Here is a 19,607-nt window from a genome sequence, read left to right on the forward strand (position 1 = left end):
TTTCAGGCGCAAACTGTACTGGTGCGACGACTTCGCGTATGTTGCAACGCGTACCTCAACACATCTGATGCTGACTATGAATGACTACCGGCCACAACGATCGTTAAAGAAGCGCCCAATGAAGCTCAGCACCCTGTCGTCATTGATGATGGCGGCCGTGCTGATGACCGTAATATTAAGCGTCCATCTGCTTTATTACATCCAGATCGATAACTTCACCCGTTCGCATTTGAAAGATAAAGCGATGGCGGTGGCGCGCACTCTGGCCGACAGCCCGGAGATTCAGCAGGCCCTGACGCGGCCAGACGGAAGCACCATCATTCAGCCGATCGCGCAGGCAACGCGAAAACGTAACGATTTGCTGTTTGTCGTCGTCACCGACATGCGCGGTATTCGCTTCTCTCACCCGAACCCTGAAGTGGTTAATCAGCACTTTGTCGGGAACGATATTGAACCGGCGTTACGCGGCAGGGAGAATGTCGCGGTGAATCATGGCGTACTGGTTGAGGCGCTCAGGGTATTTACGCCCGTTTTCAATCAGGCGCATCAGCAAATTGGCGTGGTGGCAATTGGGATCTCGGTGAATGACGTCGCGGCGCAAATTGCGAAAAGCCGCTGGAATATTCTCTGGACCGTGCTGTTTGGCGGGCTGGTTGGCATGCTCGGCATATTAATCTTAGTGAAACGCTTAAAGCACATCTTACTGGGATTAGAGCCGTATGAGATTTCCAGCTTGTTTGAAGAGCGTCAGGCTATTCTCGATTCGATTAAAGAAGGTGTGATTGCGGTTGACGATCAATCCCGCGTCAGCCTGATTAATCAGGCTGCGCAGCAGCTGTTAAAAGAAACCACCCGCGAAGCGTTTCTGAGCGGTGACCGCGTGCCGGAAAATGCACAGATGCTGACGCATTTACGCGATGCATTGCACGAAGGCAAAGCCTCTTATGACGAAGAGCTGAACGTACGCGGCAAAATACTGATCAGTAACACCGTGCCGGTGCGCAGTCGTGACAGTATTATTGGGGCAGTGAGCACATTCAGGGATAAAACAGAAATCAGCCAGCTAATGCAGCGTCTCGACGGCATGGTAAACTATGTCGATGCACTGCGGGAGCGATCCCATGAATTCATGAACAAGCTGCATGTGATTCTTGGTCTGCTGCACATGAAAAACTATGCGCAGATGGAAGAGTACATCCTTAAAACGGCCAATAACTATCAAACGGAAATAGGTTCGCTGCTACAGAAGATTAAGTCGCCTGTTATTGCAGGCTTCCTGTTGAGCAAAATTAACCGCGTAACAGATGAAGGCCACCAACTGATCCTGAGCGAAGCCAGCTATCTGCCCGACAACGGCAGTGAACAGCAAATCGCAGCACTTATCACGGTACTGGGCAATCTGATTGAAAACGCGCTGGAAGCGCTTGAGCCGGAAATGGAAGGGGAAATCCATGTCATGCTGCATTATCAAAACGGCTGGCTGTCGTGCGAGGTCAGTGACGATGGCCCCGGTATTCCTGCCGATCAGCTCGCCGCCATTTTCGAACGCGGCGTCTCTACCAAAGGTGAAGATCGTGGCGTTGGACTGTTTTTACTCAAGCAACAAACGGAAAGTCTGGGCGGTAACGTCAGCGTGGAATCAGAACCGGGCGTTTATACTCAGTTTCTGGTTCAGCTTCCGTGGGAAAGAGGGAATATTAGCGAATGATCAATGTGTTAGTCGTAGACGATGATGCCATGGTGGCCGAACTGAACCGATGCTATATCGGGCAGATTGACGGTTTTACCTGCTGTGGTACCGCGTCCACCTTACAGCAAGCCAAAGAGCGCCTGTTGCAGACAGATCCGCCCGTTGATCTTATTTTGCTGGATATCTATATGCAGCAGGAAAACGGACTGGACCTGTTGCCAGAGCTGCGCAGTGCGGGGCGTCCGGTTGACGTCATTATCATCTCATCCGCTGCCGATGCGGCGACCATTAAAACGTCGCTGAACTACGGCGTTGTGGATTATCTGATAAAACCCTTTCAGTTTTCCCGCTTTGAAGAGGCGCTGACCGGATGGCGTCAGAAAAAACGGCTGATGGATAATCATCAGTTTTATCAGCAGGCCGATGTGGATCAACTGCTGCATGGTAATCAGGCCAATGCCAGCGAGACAAAACGCCTGCCAAAAGGGCTGACGCCGCAGACATTACGTACGCTGTGTTTGTGGATTGATGCGCACCCCGGTACCGAGTTTTCTACCGATGAGCTGGCCACTGAGGTGAATATTTCTCGCGTATCGTGCCGTAAATACCTGATTTGGCTGGCGCAGAGCAATATTTTGTTTACCAGTATTCACTACGGCGTCACGGGACGTCCGGTGTATCGCTATCGTCTGCAGCCGGAGTACCACACGCTTTTACGCCAGTACTGTCAATGACGGAGCTGAAAGCGGTTATCCAGTAAGGTGAAGTGAAAGTGACGTTGTGACGAGCAAATGACCTGCTTGTCGCGCGTCACGAAGACAGCCTCAATATCAGGATGGCTTTTCAGATACGCAATGCCCTTCTCAACGCCCATGCCATAAATCAGCGTGGTATAAATATCACCGTCGATCGACTGATCGGAAATAATGGTCACGCTATACAGCTCATTATCCAGCGGATAGCCGGTATGTCTGTCAAGAATATGGTGATAACAGACGCCATCCTGTTCGAAGTAACGTTCGTAGATCCCGGACGTCACCACGGATTTGTTCACAACATGAATGACCCCAATCAGGGCATCCTGGGCCGCAAAAGGGGTTTTCAGACCGATTGCCCATCCCTGCTGCGGCGCATCACGAGGTGCGCCTAACGTTTGCACGTTGCCGCCAAGGTTAATCAACGCGCTATCGACGCCCTGCTGCTGCAAAAAAGCCTGCACCCGATCGGCTATGTAGCCTTTGGCGATGGCACCCAGATCAATTTCCATCCCCGTTTTGTTCAGAAACACCGAACGCGTGTCCGCATCAAGCTGGACATTTTCAGGACAGGTTAAGGGCAACGTTGCCAGTATTGTCTCCCGCGCAGGAACGCAGTCACCCTGAAAGCCAATTTTCCAGCATTTCACCAGCGGGCCAATCGTGAGATTAAAACTGCTGTCTGGTAACAGACTGACGTTAAGTGCGCGCTGAATTAAATCAAAGACGGGTTGACTGACGCTCACGGGATGCTGACCGGCAGCATGGTTAATCGCCATCACTTCGGAGTGCGTCCGGTTAACCGTCAGCAGATTTTCGTACTGTTTGATTAATCTGAAAGCCTGTGCCGCAAGCTTTTCGTCGTGCTCGAATAGCTTAAGCAGAATGGGCGATCCCATCAGGACGGCGGAATAAGCAAAGACTTGCGACTCGGTTTGCATAAGCGACACCGCTCTGGGAGGGAATAAAACCGGCACCTGCATGCGGGCAGATGCCGGCGGTGACGACTAGCGTTTGGCTAACGCCGCAGCGTTGGCACCTGCCAGAATACCAAAGATGATGATGTCCGCAACCGCGTTACCACCGATACGGTTTGCACCGTGGATCCCGCCGACAACTTCACCGCACGCCCAGGCACCGTGGATTGGCTGTTTATGGCTGTCGAGCACGGCTGTGGTGGTATCAATGGTGACGCCACCCATTGTGTGGTGAACACCGGGCGCGATGCGGATCGCATGGAAAGGGCCCTCGTTCAACGGATGACGCAGCGCGGTCTGACGATCGAAGTCCGCGTCTTTCTGCTGTATCACAAAGCCGTTATAGCGATGCAGCGTTTCTTCCAGCGTCCGGTGTTCCATATTCAGTTTCACCGCCAGCTCGCCTACGGTTGGCGCGCTGATGACAAATCCTTTGGCAATATACTCATCGGCCGCTTTGTTATTCATACGAACCTGCTCATCGAAGACAATCCAGGCGCTTTTCTCCGGCAGTGCAATAATCTGCGCAGAAACTTTATCGCGGGTTTCCATCTCATTACAGAAGCGCTGTCCCGCCTGGCTGACCAGAATGGCCCCACCGCCACGAATAGACTCTGACACCAGATAGGATGTGGTTTGCTCAACCGTTGGGTGAATCTGAATCTCGCCCATATCCACGGTATCTGCACCAATTTTTTGCAGCATCGCAATGCCTGCGCCAGTGGCCCCTTTATGGTTGGTGGTGACAAAGCCATCCAGCTCAGGGCGGTATTTCACCACCATTTCCCGGTTGGCGCTGAAGCCACCTGTTGCGACGATGACGCTTTTCGCATTGAGAATACGGCTGTCGTTGTATTCATCCACCACTTTGACACCGCTGACCGCGCCGTTGTCGAACAAAATTTCCTCTACGGCGGTTTCAAGCAGGACGTCAATATTACGGTTATTGATATTTTTCACTAACCCACTGATCAGGAAGCCGCCAACGGCCGAGCGGTCGGCAGGACGGTGCGTACGATCAATGCTCATGCCGCCGGTGATGGTGATGTCATTCAGTTCGATACCGTGATCGGCCAGCCAGTCAATGGCTTCAGGCGCCAAATCAACGAACTCGCGCAGCAGGGTCGGGTTGTTTTTGTACTTACCGCCCTTGAGCGTTTCCTCATAAAACAGTTCTTTGCTGTCTTCGATACCTTTCAGTTTCTGAAAACGCGTCTCGGCGGCGTTCATCCCTACGGATGCTTTGATCGTGTTACCGCCGATAGTGGGCATTTTCTCAATGACAACCACTTTGGCACCTTCATCATGCGCCTGAATGGCCGCGGCCAGACCGGCACCGCCGCTTCCCACGACCACCACATCATACTGTTGCGGTGCATTGGGATTACCGCCCTCTTCAATCACATGGGCTTTATTTGAAGTGGTCATTGCACGCGATACTGCTTTTTTCAGGGCCTCACTCTGCGTGGTCGCGCCGGTGATAGCATCAACGTGTGGGCTGTTAGCCACCAGAATACGATTACGCAGGCTTTCGAAGGTGGTAGTGAAGTCAACGTCCAGCGTGTCGTCCGGTACCAGCGAGATATCTGTAATACGGTCGGTATCCAGCGTGACGTTGATCTTCAGCTTAAGCGCTTCAGCCTCAACTTTTTCCTGATAAACACCGGCTTTGTATTTGCGTCCCGACTCACTCATATCGCGAATCATGGCGTCAACCAGCGAGAAACGCCACAGCGGTTCAGGGATCAATAACGCTTCACGCTGGTTACTGTCGATGTAAAGTTCAAGATGCTCATTATTGATAATGCGATCTGTCCAGTCGGGATAAGCGATGCAGGCTTTACCAATCGCAACCAGGTCATAGCCTTTTTCCAGCGCTTTTTCCGCATCTTCTTTGTTTACCACACCGCCAACGCCAATGACCGGCACTTTCGCCAGCGTTGGGGACCGCATGTTAATAAACTTCTCAATCAGCGGGGTTGGATCGGTGGTATCAACGATAGAGGGGCGCATAAGCTGCCCAACAGAAAAGTGGACATAATCGAGCCCGCGTGCCGCCAGCTTTTCCAGTAGGTACAGGGTGTCATCGAAACGGATGCCCGGGACTTCAAGTTCTTCAGGGGAAAAACGATAGCCGATGATGAACCCGTTATGTGCAAATCGCGCGGCCATTTTATGGGTAATTTCGAGGACTTCCAGCGGAAAGCGGGCACGGTTATCGCGACTGCCGCCCCATTTGTCATCGCGTTGATTGGAATTGGGTGAGTAAAATTGCTGTATCAGATAGGTGTTTGCGCCATGAATTTCAACGCCATCAAATCCGGCTTTAATGGCGCGGTTAACGGCGTCACCAAATTTAGTGATCATGGTATCCACTTCTTCTGCCGTTAGCGCGCGCGGCGTCGTGGCACCCTCACGAGGTGCGGCAATGGCGCTTGGGGCGACAGGGGTTTTTCCCCCTATCAGCTCAGGCTCAACCATGCGGCCGCCGTGATAGATCTGCAAAATCGCTGTCGAACCTTCCTGCTTGATGGCGTCAGCAATTCGCTTTAGGCCCGGAATTTTGTTGTCGCTGTCGATGGCTATAGCCCCTGGAAACGCGGGACCTTTTGGATCGATAAAACAGCATTCAACAATGACCGTTCCGATGCTGCCAGCACGGGCACGATAATATTCAACCAGTTCACTGGTGACCGTTCCGTCATAAAAACCGGTGCAGGTTGTCATGGGTGCCATGATCAGGCGATTTTTTAAAACCGCGCCACGCGGCAACGTAATGGGATTGAGAATGGGGGTGAGTGTATTCATTGCGATTAACTCCAAAAATTCAAAACTCGGGAATTCTGTGCGGACGCTTTTTTATTAATAAATAAGTGGTCCGATGTCATAACGCTAATATACCAATTATTTTAGTTTCATAAGTTATAATTTTAGTTTTTTAACTTTTAAATATTTCATGCTTACTATTTGATTAAAGCAGGATCGTGATGTATATTTATTGTTAATCAATAGTTAAAGAAAATCAATGAGAATTATAAAATTAAAAATAATATAATAAAAACAAAAACTTAAACACGTAGTTTTGTTGCTTACCCTTGCCATATCAAGGCTTAAAACCCTTATTATTGCAGTTTAAATATTTAACTTTTGGTTATTAATAATTTAGTTGTTAAAAATTTAATCGTATATTTTAACTTACTTGATCTGGATCAATATTCTGTTTTTAATTAATCGCATCATATCCACATGATCTTTTATAAATGCCTCCATCGCACCAGAGGACAAGTTAAAAAATTATAAGGCATCACGGTTTATTCTCATAATTTAGAATAAAGAAGTCCCTATGGACGAATTGCCGGGACGCTGCTCGAATTATCCTTAACACGTAGAAAAATACTATGAAAACACTCTCAAACGTCAAAGAGCCTCCAAAAGCAGCCCCTGCAGCTGCGGGCAAAAATAAAGCACTTATGCTTCTTTTGCCGGTTTTGGTCGCCGTCCTGTTGTTACTCGTCCCCGTGCCAGCGGGTCTTGAACCTTATGCATGGCACTTCTTTGCCATCTTCGTCGGCGTCATCGTCGGGCTGATTTTTGAACCCTTGCCCGGCGCAGTGATTGGTCTGACCGGCGTCGTCGTCATCGCCTTGTTCAGCCAGTTCCTGCTCTTTAGCCCGGCAGAACTGGCCAACCCCAAATTTAAAGTGGCAAGTGAGTCATTTAAATGGGCGGTCAGCGGCTTCGGTAACTCAACCGTCTGGCTGATTTTTGGCGCATTCATGTTCGCTGCGGGCTATGACAAGACCCAGTTCGGCCGCCGTCTGGCATTGATTCTGGTGAAATACCTGGGCCGCCGGAGTTTAACCCTCGGCTATGCCATCACCTTCGCGGATTTGCTGCTGGCCCCTTTCACCCCGTCGAACACGGCCCGCAGTGGCGGTACCATTTACCCCATCATTGCCAATCTGCCGCCGCTTTATGGTTCAAAACCCAATGACCCCAGCGCGCGTAAAATTGGATCTTATCTGATGTGGGTTGCTATCACCGCCGCCTGTATCACCAGCTCCATGTTCCTGTCCGCCCTGGCCCCCAACCTGCTCGCCCTTGCGCTGGTCAAAAGCGTCATTGGTTTTGATATCTCCTGGGGAATGTGGTTCCTTGCCTTTTTGCCACTGGGCCTGCTGTTGATTCTGACCATGCCGCTGCTGGCGTACTGGTTCTATCCGCCTGAAGTGAAGGTGAATGATGAAGTGCCTCGCTGGGCGATTGCTGAGCTGGAAAAACTGGGTAAGTTGACCCGTAATGAAATCCTGTTACTGGTGTTTGTTGTCTGTGCGCTACTGATGTGGATTTTTGCCACTGCCTGGATCGAACCGGCCATGGCCGCTCTGCTGGTGATTATCCTGATGCTGTGGACTGGGGTACTTAACTGGAACGACATCACTAGCAATAAAGCCGCCTGGAACACCTTTGCCTGGTTTGCCACACTGGTTGCGCTGGCCGATGGTTTAGCCCGCGTAGGCTTTATCGCCTGGCTGGGCAAAGAAGGGGGAATGTTACTGCAGGGATACGATCCTCAAGTGTCGGCTGTGGTGCTGTTGATTGCCTTCTTCCTGCTGCACTACCTGTTTGCCAGTACCACCGCGCATACGACCGCCTTGCTGCCTGCGATGTTAACCATTGCCGCTTCCATTCCAGGTATTAACATGCCCGTGTTTTGCCTGATGCTGTGTACTTCACTGGGTGTGATGGGGATTATCACCCCTTACGGTACCGGCCCAAGCCCTATTTATTACGGCAGCGGCTATTTACCTACGAAAGATTACTGGCGTCTGGGCACCATCTTTGGTGCTATCTTCCTGATTGCTATGATGCTCATCGCCTACCCCTGGATGGTGTGGATGTTCTGATTGTGTCAAATGCATTTCGACGCGTCATACGATAACATGCCAACACTTGCCAGCCTGTGCTTATGGCTGGCAAGCATAATAAACAACTCATTCGCCTTTGATGTTGCTCCTGTCAGCCTGCGTTAACGGAGCCAGCACGTCATTAAGTGAGATACTATGTCGAACAAACCTTTTTTTTATCAGAACCCCTTTCCTCTTGCCCACGAGGACACCGAATACTATTTGCTTAGCCCCGACCACGTTTCCGTGGCTGAGTTTGACGGCCAGTCCATATTAAAAGTGGACCCACAGGCATTGACGCTGCTGGCCCAGCAGGCCTTTCATGATGCGTCTTTTATGTTGCGCCCGGCCCACCAGCAGCAGGTTGCGTCAATTCTGGCTGACCCTGAAGCCAGCGATAACGATAAATACGTCGCACTGCAGTTCTTACGAAACTCCGAGATCGCCGCTAAAGGTGTCTTGCCAACCTGCCAGGACACCGGCACCGCCATCATCATGGGCAAAAAAGGCCAGCGAGTGTGGACCGGTGGCGGTGACGAAGCCGCGCTGTCGCAAGGTATCTACAATACCTATATTGAAGATAACCTGCGTTACTCCCAAAATGCCGCGCTGGATATGTATAAAGAAGTGAACACCGGCACCAATCTTCCGGCGCAGATTGACCTCTACAGCGTGGACGGTGATGAATACAAATTCCTTTGCATCGCCAAAGGCGGCGGTTCCGCCAATAAAACCTATTTGTATCAGGAAACCAAAGCACTGCTCAGCCCCGGCAAGCTGAAAAATTATCTGGTCGATAAAATGCGTACGCTGGGTACTGCGGCTTGTCCACCCTACCATATCGCCTTTGTCATTGGCGGCACCTCTGCCGAAAGTACGCTGAAAACCGTCAAGCTGGCATCGACTCACTACTATGATGGTTTACCTACAGAAGGTAACGAGCATGGCCAGGCGTTCCGTGATGTTCAGCTTGAGCAGGAGTTACTGGAAGCGGCGCAGCAGCTTGGGCTGGGAGCACAGTTCGGCGGCAAATATTTTGCACATGATATCCGCGTAGTGCGTTTGCCTCGCCACGGCGCATCCTGTCCGGTTGGCATGGGGGTTTCGTGCTCCGCTGACCGCAATATCAAAGCTAAAATCAACCGCGAGGGTATCTGGATTGAAAAACTGGAAGCCAATCCTGGGCGTTATATCCCTGAGGCACTCCGCAAGCAAGGTGAAGGCGAAGTGGTCCACATCGACCTGAATCGCCCGATGAATGACATCCTTGCCCAGCTTTCGGAATACCCGGTTTCGACACGTTTGTCCCTGACCGGGACCATCATCGTTGCGCGTGACATTGCCCATGCCAAACTAAAAGAACGCATTGATAACGGCGAAGGCTTGCCGCAGTACATTAAAGATCACCCTGTCTATTATGCGGGTCCGGCCAAAACACCGGAGGGTTACGCATCTGGCTCACTGGGCCCGACGACGGCAGGCCGCATGGATTCGTATGTCGATCTTCTGCAGGCGAATGGCGGCAGCAAAGTCATGCTGGCAAAAGGTAACCGTAGCCAGCAGGTCACCGATGCCTGCCACAAGCACGGCGGTTTTTACTTAGGCAGCATTGGTGGTCCGGCTGCCGTTCTGGCGCAGCAGAGCATCAAGAGTCTGGAGTGCGTGGAGTATGCCGAACTGGGGATGGAAGCTATCTGGAAAATAGAGGTCGAAAATTTCCCGGCCTTTATCCTGGTGGATGACAAAGGAAATGACTTCTTCCAGCATATCGAACGTGAGCACTGCTCGCGCTGTGTGAAATAAACACGCGGCGGAAAACATGAAAAAACGGCCCCGTTACAGGGGCCGTTTTTTTATCATCGTTGCAGACGGAACATGGCGTCGCTTATGCTTTCGTCGCCTTCGGTCAGCTCAATAATTTTGCGCGAAATTTGCGGTGTTTCGACCAGAGCCACCAGCGTGGCGGCCACATCCTCACGCGGGACCGACCCGTAAGGAATCGCAAAATCTGCACGTACGGTGCCGCGGCCCGCCACATTGGTTAGCGTACCGGGACGAAGAATTACCCAGTCGAGTTGGCTTTCGACCAGGCGAACATCAGCCAGCCGCTTCACGCGCATGTAATTTTCGAAACCTTCAGATGTCTCTTCGCCACGTGCGGCATCCGGGAAGACTGAAACCAGCAAAAACCGCTTCACACCGGCCTTTTCGGCTGCGGCAACCGCCAGGGATGACCCCTCGCCGTCAATGGCGTTGGTCAGCTCAATACCCGCGCCTCCCGCCCCAGCGCTAAAAATCACCACATCGTGGCCGGCCATTTTCTGCGCCAGTTGATCCACGGTCAGCTTCTGGAGATCCCCCGCCACGGGAACCGCTCCGGCGGATTTAAGTGCTTCGGCCTGCTCAGATTTACGATGCAGTGCAGAAACCGCATGTTGCTTAGCGCTGAGCTGTTTCGTCAGATGAGAGCCAACGTTGCCCGCCGCGCCAATAATAAAACATGTCGTCATCGTCCTGCTCCTTTGAAAAAGTCAGATATCAGTATAGACAATAAGCGCAGCGGTAATGAGCGCCCGTCGGGGCGTTCCAGGACATGATTAAGGAATGATTTTCTCATGCTTCAGCTTATTGAAAAGCTGAGTGAAGGAATCCAAAGTGCTCCGGTAGCCAGTAAAGCCCGCCTTGCGACTTTTACTCATGTCGGTGAAGGCTTCCATGGGTCGCCCCAGATCCGCGTCGGTGTGCCACCATGAGGCCAGACGCGTGATATCCTGTTCACGCAGGTTTTCACGCTGAGCAAGCGCCTGCCATACGCTGGCCGCCTCCTGCATGCGCCCATCAAGCGGCATCATTTTCGCCGGATAAGCGGCAGCCTCGAGACCAAAATATGCCGCCAGTTTTGGCCACATCCAGTTCCAGCGGAAAACGTCACCGTTTACCGCGTTGAAGTCCTGATTTGCCGCGGCCGGGCTGGTCGCCGCCCACTCAAGTTGCTCAGCCAGAAGACCGGCGTCGGTCATATCCACCACGCCATTCCATTGCTCGGGTGAACCCGGGAAGATAAACGGCCAGCCTTTTTCTTTACATAAGGTGGCGTAAACGGCCAGAGTCTGCCCCATGTTCATGGCATTTCCGAGCGCATAGCCAATGATGGTATGCGGACGGTGGACGCTCCAGCGATAGCCATATTTTTCGGCGCCAGCGAAGACTTCATCCTCCTGGGCATAATAGAAGTTGTCTACAGGCTGACGACCCTGCTCTTCGCGGAAAGGCGTGACCGGCACAGCGCCTTTGCCGTAAGCTTCAAATGGCCCCAGATAGTGCTTAAGGCCCGTCACCAGCGCCACATGTGCGCCCTGGAGGCGTTCGCCAAGCGCTTCAATAACGTTGCGGATCATGCCGCCATTGACGCGGATATTCTCTTTTTCACTGTCCTGGCGCGTCCAGACGCTGAAGAACACTGCATCAGGTTTGACCGCTTTCAATGCCGTTTTTACCGCTTCAGGATCGGTTAAATCTGCGGTGAGGTTGCTGCAGCCCTCAGGTACCGCGCTGCGGCCCCGTGACAACCCGCTGACCTGCCAGCCTTCGTTATTTAGCCTTTCTGCTAACGCTCGACCAATCACACCACTGATTCCAACAATCAAAGCCTGCTTTTGCATGTTAATTCTCCTCTTTTTGCGTAATGCTAAGCGTAATAGAGAATTTCATTCCTATTTTGGGTAATAATTCACATCATTATCAACCTGAGTTCATCAATCATGCACGATCAGCGTCTTAAAGACATTGTTCCTTTTGTGGCCAGTGTAGAAAGCGGGAGTTTTACCGCTGCGGCTGCCCGTTTACATGTCACGGGTTCTGCCATCAGTAAAAGCGTTAGCCGACTGGAGATGCGACTGGGCTCGCGCCTACTCGAACGCACAACGCGAAAACTGCAACTGACGGATGCGGGCAGCGCGTATTACCAAACCTGCTTACGCATCATGGAAGAGCTGGCCGAAGCAGAAGCCGTCCTGGCTGCGCAACGGATTATTCCTTCCGGCCGTCTGAGACTGGCCGTGCCGCATACTTATGGCCGGCTGAACGTGATGCCGTTGCTGATTCCGTTTTGTCAGCAGCATCCCGAGCTTGAATTGAGAATGAGTTTTTCAGATCGCTTCATCGATCTGTTTGATGAAGGCATCGACGTTGCGGTCAGAATTGGCGGCTCAGATGATTTACCCGCATCAATGGGCTGCCGTCATATTGGTCGTGAACGCATGGTGTTTTGTGCCTCGCCAGCATGGCTGGAACGCGAAGGACGGCCGCAAAATGAACAGGCACTCATGCAGCATCGGGCCATTCTGTATGAACGGGCCGATAACACGCCAAAACCCTGGTTATTTAGTGGTAAAGACGGTCATTCGTACTGGCGGGACGTTCCCTTTCGCATGGCGCTGGCTGATGTGGATGCACAACTACAGGCAGTAATTGCCGGATTAGGCGTTGCACAAATGCCCTCGTGGCTGGTACAGAACGCCGTTGACAGTGGTGAACTGGAAATCTTACTGCCGCAGCAGCAACCCGAGGGGCTGCCACTCAGTGTGATTTGGCCCCGGCGTAAGCAGCTTCTGCCTAAAGTGGATGTTTTATTAACCACGCTAACGCAGTTAACCATTCGTTGATTGCGAGAGAATTTAATCGCTTTTTCACAGGGTGAGTAATGGAATATGGCGGATAATATAACGTCATTATAACGTTTATGCCTGTGCTGCCAGAATCGGATGGGCAGGTTAGGTCATAATATTTCAGTACTTTCTGGTCAACCCAATGGTGTTTATAACGGAGTGGCGCTAACGTAGAGGCATTCCAATCCGCTCAGGCGTAGGGACAAAGGCGATATGGCAGCAAGGGCGGTGAGCGTTAAAAAAATCAAAGGTTGTGAAACGTTGCCGGTACCTGACAGTGAACGGCTGCGTTTATGCTAAGTCTGCTCTTTCGCCTGATGATACTGACCATAATGGCACTTACGCTGGCGGGTTGCGCACGCTCAGATGCATTATGGGCGGTGACAGACAACGTTTGCATGGTGAACTATCACTACACTGGCCACCCGTCACCCTGTCAGCAAATCTATATCCCAGAGGGCAAACGGCAGGGTTTTGGCATTATTCAAAATCCTCGTTATCCCTATCATTTCATTCTGGTTCCCACGATTCCGGTATCCGGTATTGAAAGCCCGTGGCTATTCATGCCTGGCCGTCCAGATTATTTCGGCTACGCCTGGCTGATGCGTTATCAGTTGATGTCTCAATACGGCAGACCTGTGCAGGAGGACATGCTGGGCATGGCAATCAACTCGGCCTGGGGCCGCAGTCAGAATCAGCTACATATCCACCTCACCTGCCTGCGAGAAGATGTTTACAGGCAGTTAAAGGCTGAACGTCCCTATATTCAAGATGCGTGGCATCCCCTGCCCGATAAGCTCTTAACGCATACTTATTACGCTCGCCGTGTCCTTCAACCTACAGCGATGGGCATTTACCCTATCGCATCCGTTGCTCACTACTTTCGCCTGACGCCGCCTATGCTGGCTGAATATGGCGTCGCGTTAGTGCCGACAACGTTCTCGGGTGAAAAAGGGTTCATCCTGCTGGCAACCCGTCGCGGCTGGGATAAAGGCAATCGCGCCTCCGTTGAGTCTTTACTGGATAAGCGATGTGACATTCTGGGTTCGGGATCCGCAAAACCCTTACGTTTTAGATAATTAACTCACTTATGTAAAATGCGCTGAACCCACGCCCTCAACGCCTGATGTTCCCGAGGATGATGAAAATAGTGTTCGGCTCCTTGCACCGTCGTCAGTACCGCTTTGTGGCGGTGTGCAAAGGTGACAACCGCACTGAAATCGGCAATCTGGTCCTGGCTTCCAACCATAATATTCAGGGACAAGTTTTCTCCCGAAACCCGGTGCTATTGGAGATACGCAAGATAATCGGCTCGAAAAACCGTGCCGTCAGAAGCAATGATGGCCTTCTCGCGATTGAGCCGGGTTTCATCAACATCAGCCTTGACCATCATTTTTCTGATGAGACTGTCGAGATCGATAACAGGCGAAAGAAATAATGCCTGACTTATTTTTATTTTCTGAGCTGCAATCATGCTAAAACTGGCACCAATGCTGCAGGCAAATAGTGCCGTTGCACTGAATCGTTTCTGAGCATAAGCAAGCATGATTTTAATGTCATCAACGGCTTGTGCTACATGGTATTCAGACTCTACATGACGCCTTTCACCATGAGCAGGAAGATCGAAACTCAGTATGCTATATCCCGCTTTCACAGCCTCAGATGCCAGAATCTCAATGCACTGATCTTCTTTATGGGAAAAATAGCCATGTACGGCAAGGATAAGCTTACCGCCTGCCCGATTACCCCAGTGAACGCAAGGAATGCCCTGCACATGGCTTCGTGTGTTTAACATAGCGCTTCGCCTTCTTCAGCCTCTCACGTCCTCTGAGTCTAACCGGGCTCACAGCAGAAAATTTTGATTCTGGAACGCCTTAAACGGGACAGTTGTCGACGCCGCCAGGGAATGTGGACAACAGTGTGGCCCTGCATGGATACCTCTCACCACAGAACGGCCTTCAGACCTCACCGCCGCTAGACCAGATTACATAAAAAGTGAATTTTTTCATTTTGTAACTTTAACGTTATGTTACTTGGTATTTTTGCTGCCATGATTCATTGCGTTACTTATTGAAATGTGTTGGTCACCCAAACCTTACTATTGCTACAGGGAAAATCACATGTCACAACGGTCACTTCAGGCACTGTGTCTGATGAGTTTTTTTCTGGCCGACGTCAGAGACGGTCTGGGACCATTTTTAGGCATTTTTCTGACAGAACGCCACTGGAGCCCGGATGAAATAGGCCTGGTCATGACGTCAGGCGGCATTGCTGGGCTCCTCTCAACGTTGCCCGCAGGCGTGGTGGCGGATGCAACGCGCTATAAACGTCTTGTCATCCTGACAGGATGCATCGTGATTACCGTTGCGACCTTATTACTCTGGTACAGCAACCAGTCCTGGACGGCGATCATTTCACAGATCGTTGCCGGTATTGCTGCCGCTTTTATTGGCCCGACCGTAGCAGGGATAACGCTGGGCCTGACGGGGCAAAAAGGGTTCAACCACCAGATGGGGCGGAACGAGGCTTACAACCATGCCGGAAACACCCTGGCGGCTGTACTGGCAGGATTCGCAGCCTGGAAATGGGGGCTCGGCGCCGTTTTCATTTTAATGATGATAATGGCCGTCTTTGCCGCCATCGCGACGTTGGCGATACGTGGAGAGGATATCAATCATGAGGTTGCGCGCGGATTAGAAGACAATCAGTCTCAAAAGCCGACTCTGAGCCTGTGGATCCTGGCGCGCAAACCCGCACTGCTGGTAACCGGTCTGACTTTACTGCTGTTTCATCTGGCCAACGCCGCACTGTTGCCCATGCTGAGTATGCGCGTTGCCTCATCAACCGGGCCAGATGCGGTCGATCCCGGTTTGTATGCTGCGGCAACGGTTGTTATTTCTCAGCTGGTGATGATCCCTGTCGCGATTTACGTTTCACGCCGTGTGGATAAAATTGGCTATCGCTATTTGATCATGACGGCCCTGTTAATGATGCCGCTTCGGGCGCTTATTGCGGCAGAATTTCCAGAGACGCTATTCGTTATTCCAGTCCAGGTGCTTGATGGCATTGCGGCAGGAATACTGGGCGTTGCCGTGCCGGGCTACATTGTCTCCCTGCTGCGCGGAAGCGGGCACGTTAATGCGGGTCAGAGTGTGGTGATGCTAATGCAAGGCGTAGGTGCCTCCATGAGCCCAGCGATGACGGGGCTGATTGTGGCTCGCTATTCCTACAGTATTGCCTTTAGCGCATTGGGTTGTATCGCCCTGGTGGCCTTACTGCTGTGGTGGAGCACCGGACGAACGCCGGCGGCTGAACCGGCATAATTAAGGGTAATCTGCCAGCAATCTCACGCTGGCGGATTCTGGTTTACCCCTGAATACCGCATGCAATAGGCGAATCCGCCATCCTGAATGCCGTTTAAAAGGGACTCAGGCACCATCAAATGTGCCAGAATGTAAACAAAGGTAAAAAATGATTTATGCCTATCTCACTTATTAATCACTCTTTTTTCCTGATTACTTGCAAAAAATTACATTCATGTACTATGTTTTCTCGCTGCGGTTAAGAACGCTCTATCATTAATGTCACTGGCCTCTTATAGCTTTCTCTTCCTTTATTTCCGTTAACCTCGCTGACTGGCTGCGAAAGCTATAGGTCGTCTTCATTTAAGTAGTTTGAGGAAAATATGGATACAAACCGTTCATCGTCACCCAGGCCTAAAAAACATTTCTGGAATAAAAAGCAAAAAAAACTCACGGTTGATGACATAACCGTTATCGATAATGACATGTTAAAACGCGCTGTCGGTGCCGCCGCATTAGGTAATGCCATGGAGTGGTTTGACTTTGGCGTCTACAGCTACCTGGCTGTTATCATTGGTAAGGTCTTTTTCCCCGATGCCAATACGGCAATTCAGTTGATCGCGACCTTTGGTACCTTTGCAGCGGCGTTTTTAGTCCGCCCACTGGGCGGTCTGGTATTCGGTCCGCTGGGTGACCGAATCGGACGTCAGAAAGTGCTGGCCATCACCATGATCATGATGTCGATAGGCACATTTTGCATCGGCATCATTCCATCCTATGCCTCAATCGGCATCATGGCACCCATCCTGCTGCTGGTGGCCCGACTCGTTCAGGGATTCTCTACCGGTGGCGAATATGGCGGTGCAGCAACCTTCATCGCAGAGTATTCGACAGATAAACGTCGTGGTTTTATGGGAAGCTTCCTGGAGTTCGGTACATTAGGCGGCTACCTGCTGGGTGCCTGTCTGGTGACCGTAATGACGAGCTTTATCTCATCAGAAGCCATGATGTCCTGGGGCTGGCGCGTGCCCTTCTTTATTGCCGCGCCCCTTGGCTTGTTCGGCCTGTATGTGCGTTTGAAACTCGAGGAAACACCGGCTTTTAAACAACATATGCAGAAGCAGGAGGAGCTGGAGCAGAGTAAACCGCGCCTGACGCTCTTCAAGATGTTAAGTAAGCACCGCGTGCCCATGATGAAGTGTATCGGGCTGGTCTTATTGTTTAACGTTTCCAACTACATGCTGACCTCGTATATGCCCAGCTATCTTACCGGCGTACTGGGTTTACCTGAGCTCAGCGGGCTGCTGCTGGTAATGATCGTGATGTTTGTCATGATGCCGTTAACGCTGATGTGGGGCCGCTGGACCGATCGAATTGGTCGTCGCCCGGTGATTGGCTTCGGTGCAGTGGGCCTGATCCTGCTCGCTATCCCCAGCTTTATGTTGATCGGTTCACATAATATGTGGGCAGTCTTTGCCGGCCTGCTCATACTGGGTATTCTGCACACCTGCTTCAGTGGCACCATGCCCTCAACGCTACCCGCGCTTTTTGCCACTGATATTCGTTACAGTGCACTGGCGATCGGCTTCAATCTTTCGGTTTCACTGTTTGGCGGCACCACGCCTTTACTTACCGCATGGCTGGTTGATACCACGCAAAATACCATGATGCCGGCGTACTACATGATGGTTGCAGGGGTGGTGGGATTACTGACGATTCTGACGGTACGTGAAACGGCCCGTAAGCCCTTAACCGGCTCTTCTCCTGCTGTCGCAAGCGAAGCCGAAGCCCAAAGCCTGATTAATAAAATGGACAGAAAGGCTGAATCCGATCGACCCGCGCCAGCTGACGCGAAATAACCCGCCGTTTTCATCCAAAACACCCTGTCCGCAGGGTGTTTTTTTATGTGTACATTCAGTCTAGTCATTACCAAACCGGGCCACCGTGCTGGCCGCACCCAGGGCATGTCCTTTGAGTTTCTTCAACAGCTCGTCATGAGTCAAACCCGGTTCAAGCGCAGAGGGTGCAAGATCCGTGGCAATCAGCACGAAGTTATAGTGGTGAATGCCTGAACCGACAGGCGGACAGGGGCCGTAGTAATGGGCGGTGCCCGGTGAGTTTTTCCCACCCGTGTAACCTTTCCCCGTTGTCAGTTCACCCTGAGCAAAAGCACTGCGTTCAGAAGCAATGTTGTAAGCCACCATATGACTCACCCCGAGACCTTTAGCCCCCACGGGATCGGTCATCAGTAAGGCAAAGCTTTTGGTACCGGCCGGACTCTCTGACCAGTTAAGTTCGGGTGATACGTTTTCGCCGGTACAGGCCGCATTACTTTTATTCGCACCGGCAAATTTTTTATCTAACAAGCCATTATCGCTGAAGTCTTTCGACTGCAGGGTTAAAGCCAATGCAGCAGGACATAAAAAGATTAACAACAGATAAGGAAATTTTTTCACCTAATACTCCTGTGTTATCGAGAGGTTATCCTGGGACGAGAGTGAAATTCATCCAATCCACAGTGAAACAGTATATGTCTCAAAACCCGACAGAGAAGTGAGACAGGAGCCCACAGAAGAGAGGAGAAGAGAAATAAAAACGGCAGTTCGCCAGGGGCGACAGGCCTTAAGGATCGGCCTGTGAAGGGGAATAAGGCTTATTTTACTGTCATCTTTCAGGGTGAAATCGCCAGTATTTAGCGCCAGATTGCCGGTAGCAAACCGGTCTGACGCCTTTTTTTTATTTACACAAAAGGCCTGATACTTGATCTGAATCACAAAAATCCGCATGATCTGCATCAAACATTTAAACAGGTATTGAGGCAAAAATGACACTTTATCAACACATGCTGGTCTTCTATGGCATTGTTGCCTCGGTAGCGGCACTCATCACCTTCTTTATCGCCAAAGACAAGCTCAGCATCAAACTGTTGAGTGCTTTTCTGGTTGGTGCAACATGGCCTATGAGTTTTCCGGTAGCATTAATGTTCGCGCTATTTTGAAATTTCTCTCCTGTAGGTCAGATACATCGCTGCCTGCTGCGCGGTCTTCGCACTTCAATCAGACACCTTCACCAGACAATTTTGCATAACCTTCCCTTGGCGCAACAGCTGCCCTCTACTGTTCTGCAAAACCCGCTTTTTCTTGCAAGCGATGGCTGCAATCATCGCCACAGCGTGCCGTTCCGATAGACGCCTTTTGTCATGCACCGCACTCACTGACTTGCTGACGTCGCAAGATACCTGCTTTAAGCAGCGCGCGATCGCCCGCTACCGAAAGGGAAAATCGTAGGTTAAAAGACTGAATTTATTGA

At 51.3% G+C, this 19,607-nt stretch carries 16 protein-coding genes; 9 read left to right on the plus strand and 7 right to left on the minus strand.

Features of this window, described 5'->3' with window-relative positions:
• The first annotated feature begins 67 nt into the window (after nucleotides 1–67).
• Together QLG08_RS06095 and dcuR are read left to right on the plus strand one after the other, a co-directional pair.
• Entirely contained in the window at nucleotides 68–1,708 is a 1,641-nt protein-coding gene (locus QLG08_RS06095) for a sensor histidine kinase (RefSeq protein ID WP_029571380.1), read from the plus strand.
• On the plus strand, nucleotides 1,705–2,424 hold the full coding sequence (gene dcuR / locus QLG08_RS06100) for a two-component system response regulator DcuR (RefSeq protein ID WP_013027948.1): 720 nt from the start codon (nucleotides 1,705–1,707) through the stop codon (nucleotides 2,422–2,424). Before QLG08_RS06095 ends, dcuR begins: the two co-directional genes overlap by 4 nt.
• Here dcuR and QLG08_RS06105 read toward each other — a convergent pair.
• Nucleotides 2,418–3,386, minus strand: coding sequence for an FAD:protein FMN transferase (locus tag QLG08_RS06105; protein ID WP_110286873.1), 969 nt, complete (start codon nucleotides 3,384–3,386; stop codon nucleotides 2,418–2,420). The genes dcuR and QLG08_RS06105 overlap by 7 nt on opposite strands.
• A gap of 66 nt (nucleotides 3,387–3,452) precedes the next feature.
• Entirely contained in the window at nucleotides 3,453–6,230 is a 2,778-nt protein-coding gene (locus QLG08_RS06110; protein ID WP_014333233.1) for a flavocytochrome c, read from the minus strand.
• Between the two features lie 590 nt (nucleotides 6,231–6,820).
• Here QLG08_RS06110 and QLG08_RS06115 point away from each other — a divergent pair.
• On the plus strand, nucleotides 6,821–8,329 hold the full coding sequence (locus QLG08_RS06115) for a DASS family sodium-coupled anion symporter (RefSeq protein ID WP_013027951.1): 1,509 nt from the start codon (nucleotides 6,821–6,823) through the stop codon (nucleotides 8,327–8,329).
• A gap of 156 nt (nucleotides 8,330–8,485) precedes the next feature.
• Nucleotides 8,486–10,132, plus strand: a complete 1,647-nt coding sequence (fumA, locus tag QLG08_RS06120) for a class I fumarate hydratase FumA (protein ID WP_014598272.1) — start codon at nucleotides 8,486–8,488, stop codon at nucleotides 10,130–10,132.
• Nucleotides 10,133–10,185: 53 nt separating this feature from the next.
• Here the strand turns inward: fumA and QLG08_RS06125 are convergent, their stop codons facing one another.
• Together QLG08_RS06125 and QLG08_RS06130 are read right to left on the minus strand one after the other, a co-directional pair.
• The gene (locus tag QLG08_RS06125) at nucleotides 10,186–10,839 is read right to left on the minus strand and encodes an SDR family oxidoreductase (RefSeq protein ID WP_014598271.1); all 654 of its coding nucleotides are present in this window, start codon (nucleotides 10,837–10,839) and stop codon (nucleotides 10,186–10,188) included.
• A gap of 87 nt (nucleotides 10,840–10,926) precedes the next feature.
• Nucleotides 10,927–11,991, minus strand: coding sequence for an SDR family oxidoreductase (locus tag QLG08_RS06130; protein WP_282472840.1), 1,065 nt, complete (start codon nucleotides 11,989–11,991; stop codon nucleotides 10,927–10,929).
• A 99-nt stretch (nucleotides 11,992–12,090) separates the two neighbouring features.
• Between QLG08_RS06130 and QLG08_RS06135 the strand changes: the two genes are divergently transcribed.
• Complete coding sequence (locus QLG08_RS06135) at nucleotides 12,091–12,993, plus strand: LysR family transcriptional regulator (RefSeq protein ID WP_013027955.1); 903 nt, start codon at nucleotides 12,091–12,093, stop codon at nucleotides 12,991–12,993.
• 296 nt (nucleotides 12,994–13,289) lie between these two features.
• Nucleotides 13,290–14,075, plus strand: coding sequence for a CDP-diacylglycerol diphosphatase (locus QLG08_RS06140; protein WP_272847700.1), 786 nt, complete (start codon nucleotides 13,290–13,292; stop codon nucleotides 14,073–14,075).
• A gap of 5 nt (nucleotides 14,076–14,080) precedes the next feature.
• On the opposite strand, the gene QLG08_RS06145 is transcribed toward QLG08_RS06140, so the two are convergent.
• Together QLG08_RS06145 and QLG08_RS06150 are read right to left on the minus strand one after the other, a co-directional pair.
• Complete coding sequence (locus QLG08_RS06145) at nucleotides 14,081–14,260, minus strand: hypothetical protein (protein WP_019105900.1); 180 nt, start codon at nucleotides 14,258–14,260, stop codon at nucleotides 14,081–14,083.
• 21 nt (nucleotides 14,261–14,281) lie between these two features.
• The gene (locus QLG08_RS06150) at nucleotides 14,282–14,791 is read right to left on the minus strand and encodes an alpha/beta hydrolase (protein ID WP_282472841.1); all 510 of its coding nucleotides are present in this window, start codon (nucleotides 14,789–14,791) and stop codon (nucleotides 14,282–14,284) included.
• Between the two features lie 325 nt (nucleotides 14,792–15,116).
• Here QLG08_RS06150 and QLG08_RS06155 point away from each other — a divergent pair, with 325 nt between their 5' ends.
• Entirely contained in the window at nucleotides 15,117–16,319 is a 1,203-nt protein-coding gene (locus QLG08_RS06155) for an MFS transporter (protein ID WP_014598266.1), read from the plus strand.
• A gap of 362 nt (nucleotides 16,320–16,681) precedes the next feature.
• On the plus strand, nucleotides 16,682–18,157 hold the full coding sequence (proP, locus tag QLG08_RS06160) for a glycine betaine/L-proline transporter ProP (protein WP_013027960.1): 1,476 nt from the start codon (nucleotides 16,682–16,684) through the stop codon (nucleotides 18,155–18,157).
• Nucleotides 18,158–18,217: 60 nt separating this feature from the next.
• Here the strand turns inward: proP and QLG08_RS06165 are convergent, their stop codons facing one another.
• Nucleotides 18,218–18,754 (minus strand): YbhB/YbcL family Raf kinase inhibitor-like protein, encoded by a 537-nt coding sequence (locus QLG08_RS06165; protein WP_013027961.1) that lies wholly within the window; start codon nucleotides 18,752–18,754, stop codon nucleotides 18,218–18,220.
• Nucleotides 18,755–19,122: 368 nt separating this feature from the next.
• On the opposite strand from QLG08_RS06165, the gene QLG08_RS06170 reads away from it, so the two are divergent.
• Nucleotides 19,123–19,296, plus strand: coding sequence for a GhoT/OrtT family toxin (locus QLG08_RS06170; RefSeq protein ID WP_014333244.1), 174 nt, complete (start codon nucleotides 19,123–19,125; stop codon nucleotides 19,294–19,296).
• The last annotated feature ends 311 nt before the right edge of the window (nucleotides 19,297–19,607 follow it).

Source organism: Pantoea sp. V106_11, assembly GCF_029967885.1.
Taxonomy (GTDB): domain Bacteria; phylum Pseudomonadota; class Gammaproteobacteria; order Enterobacterales; family Enterobacteriaceae; genus Pantoea; species Pantoea ananatis.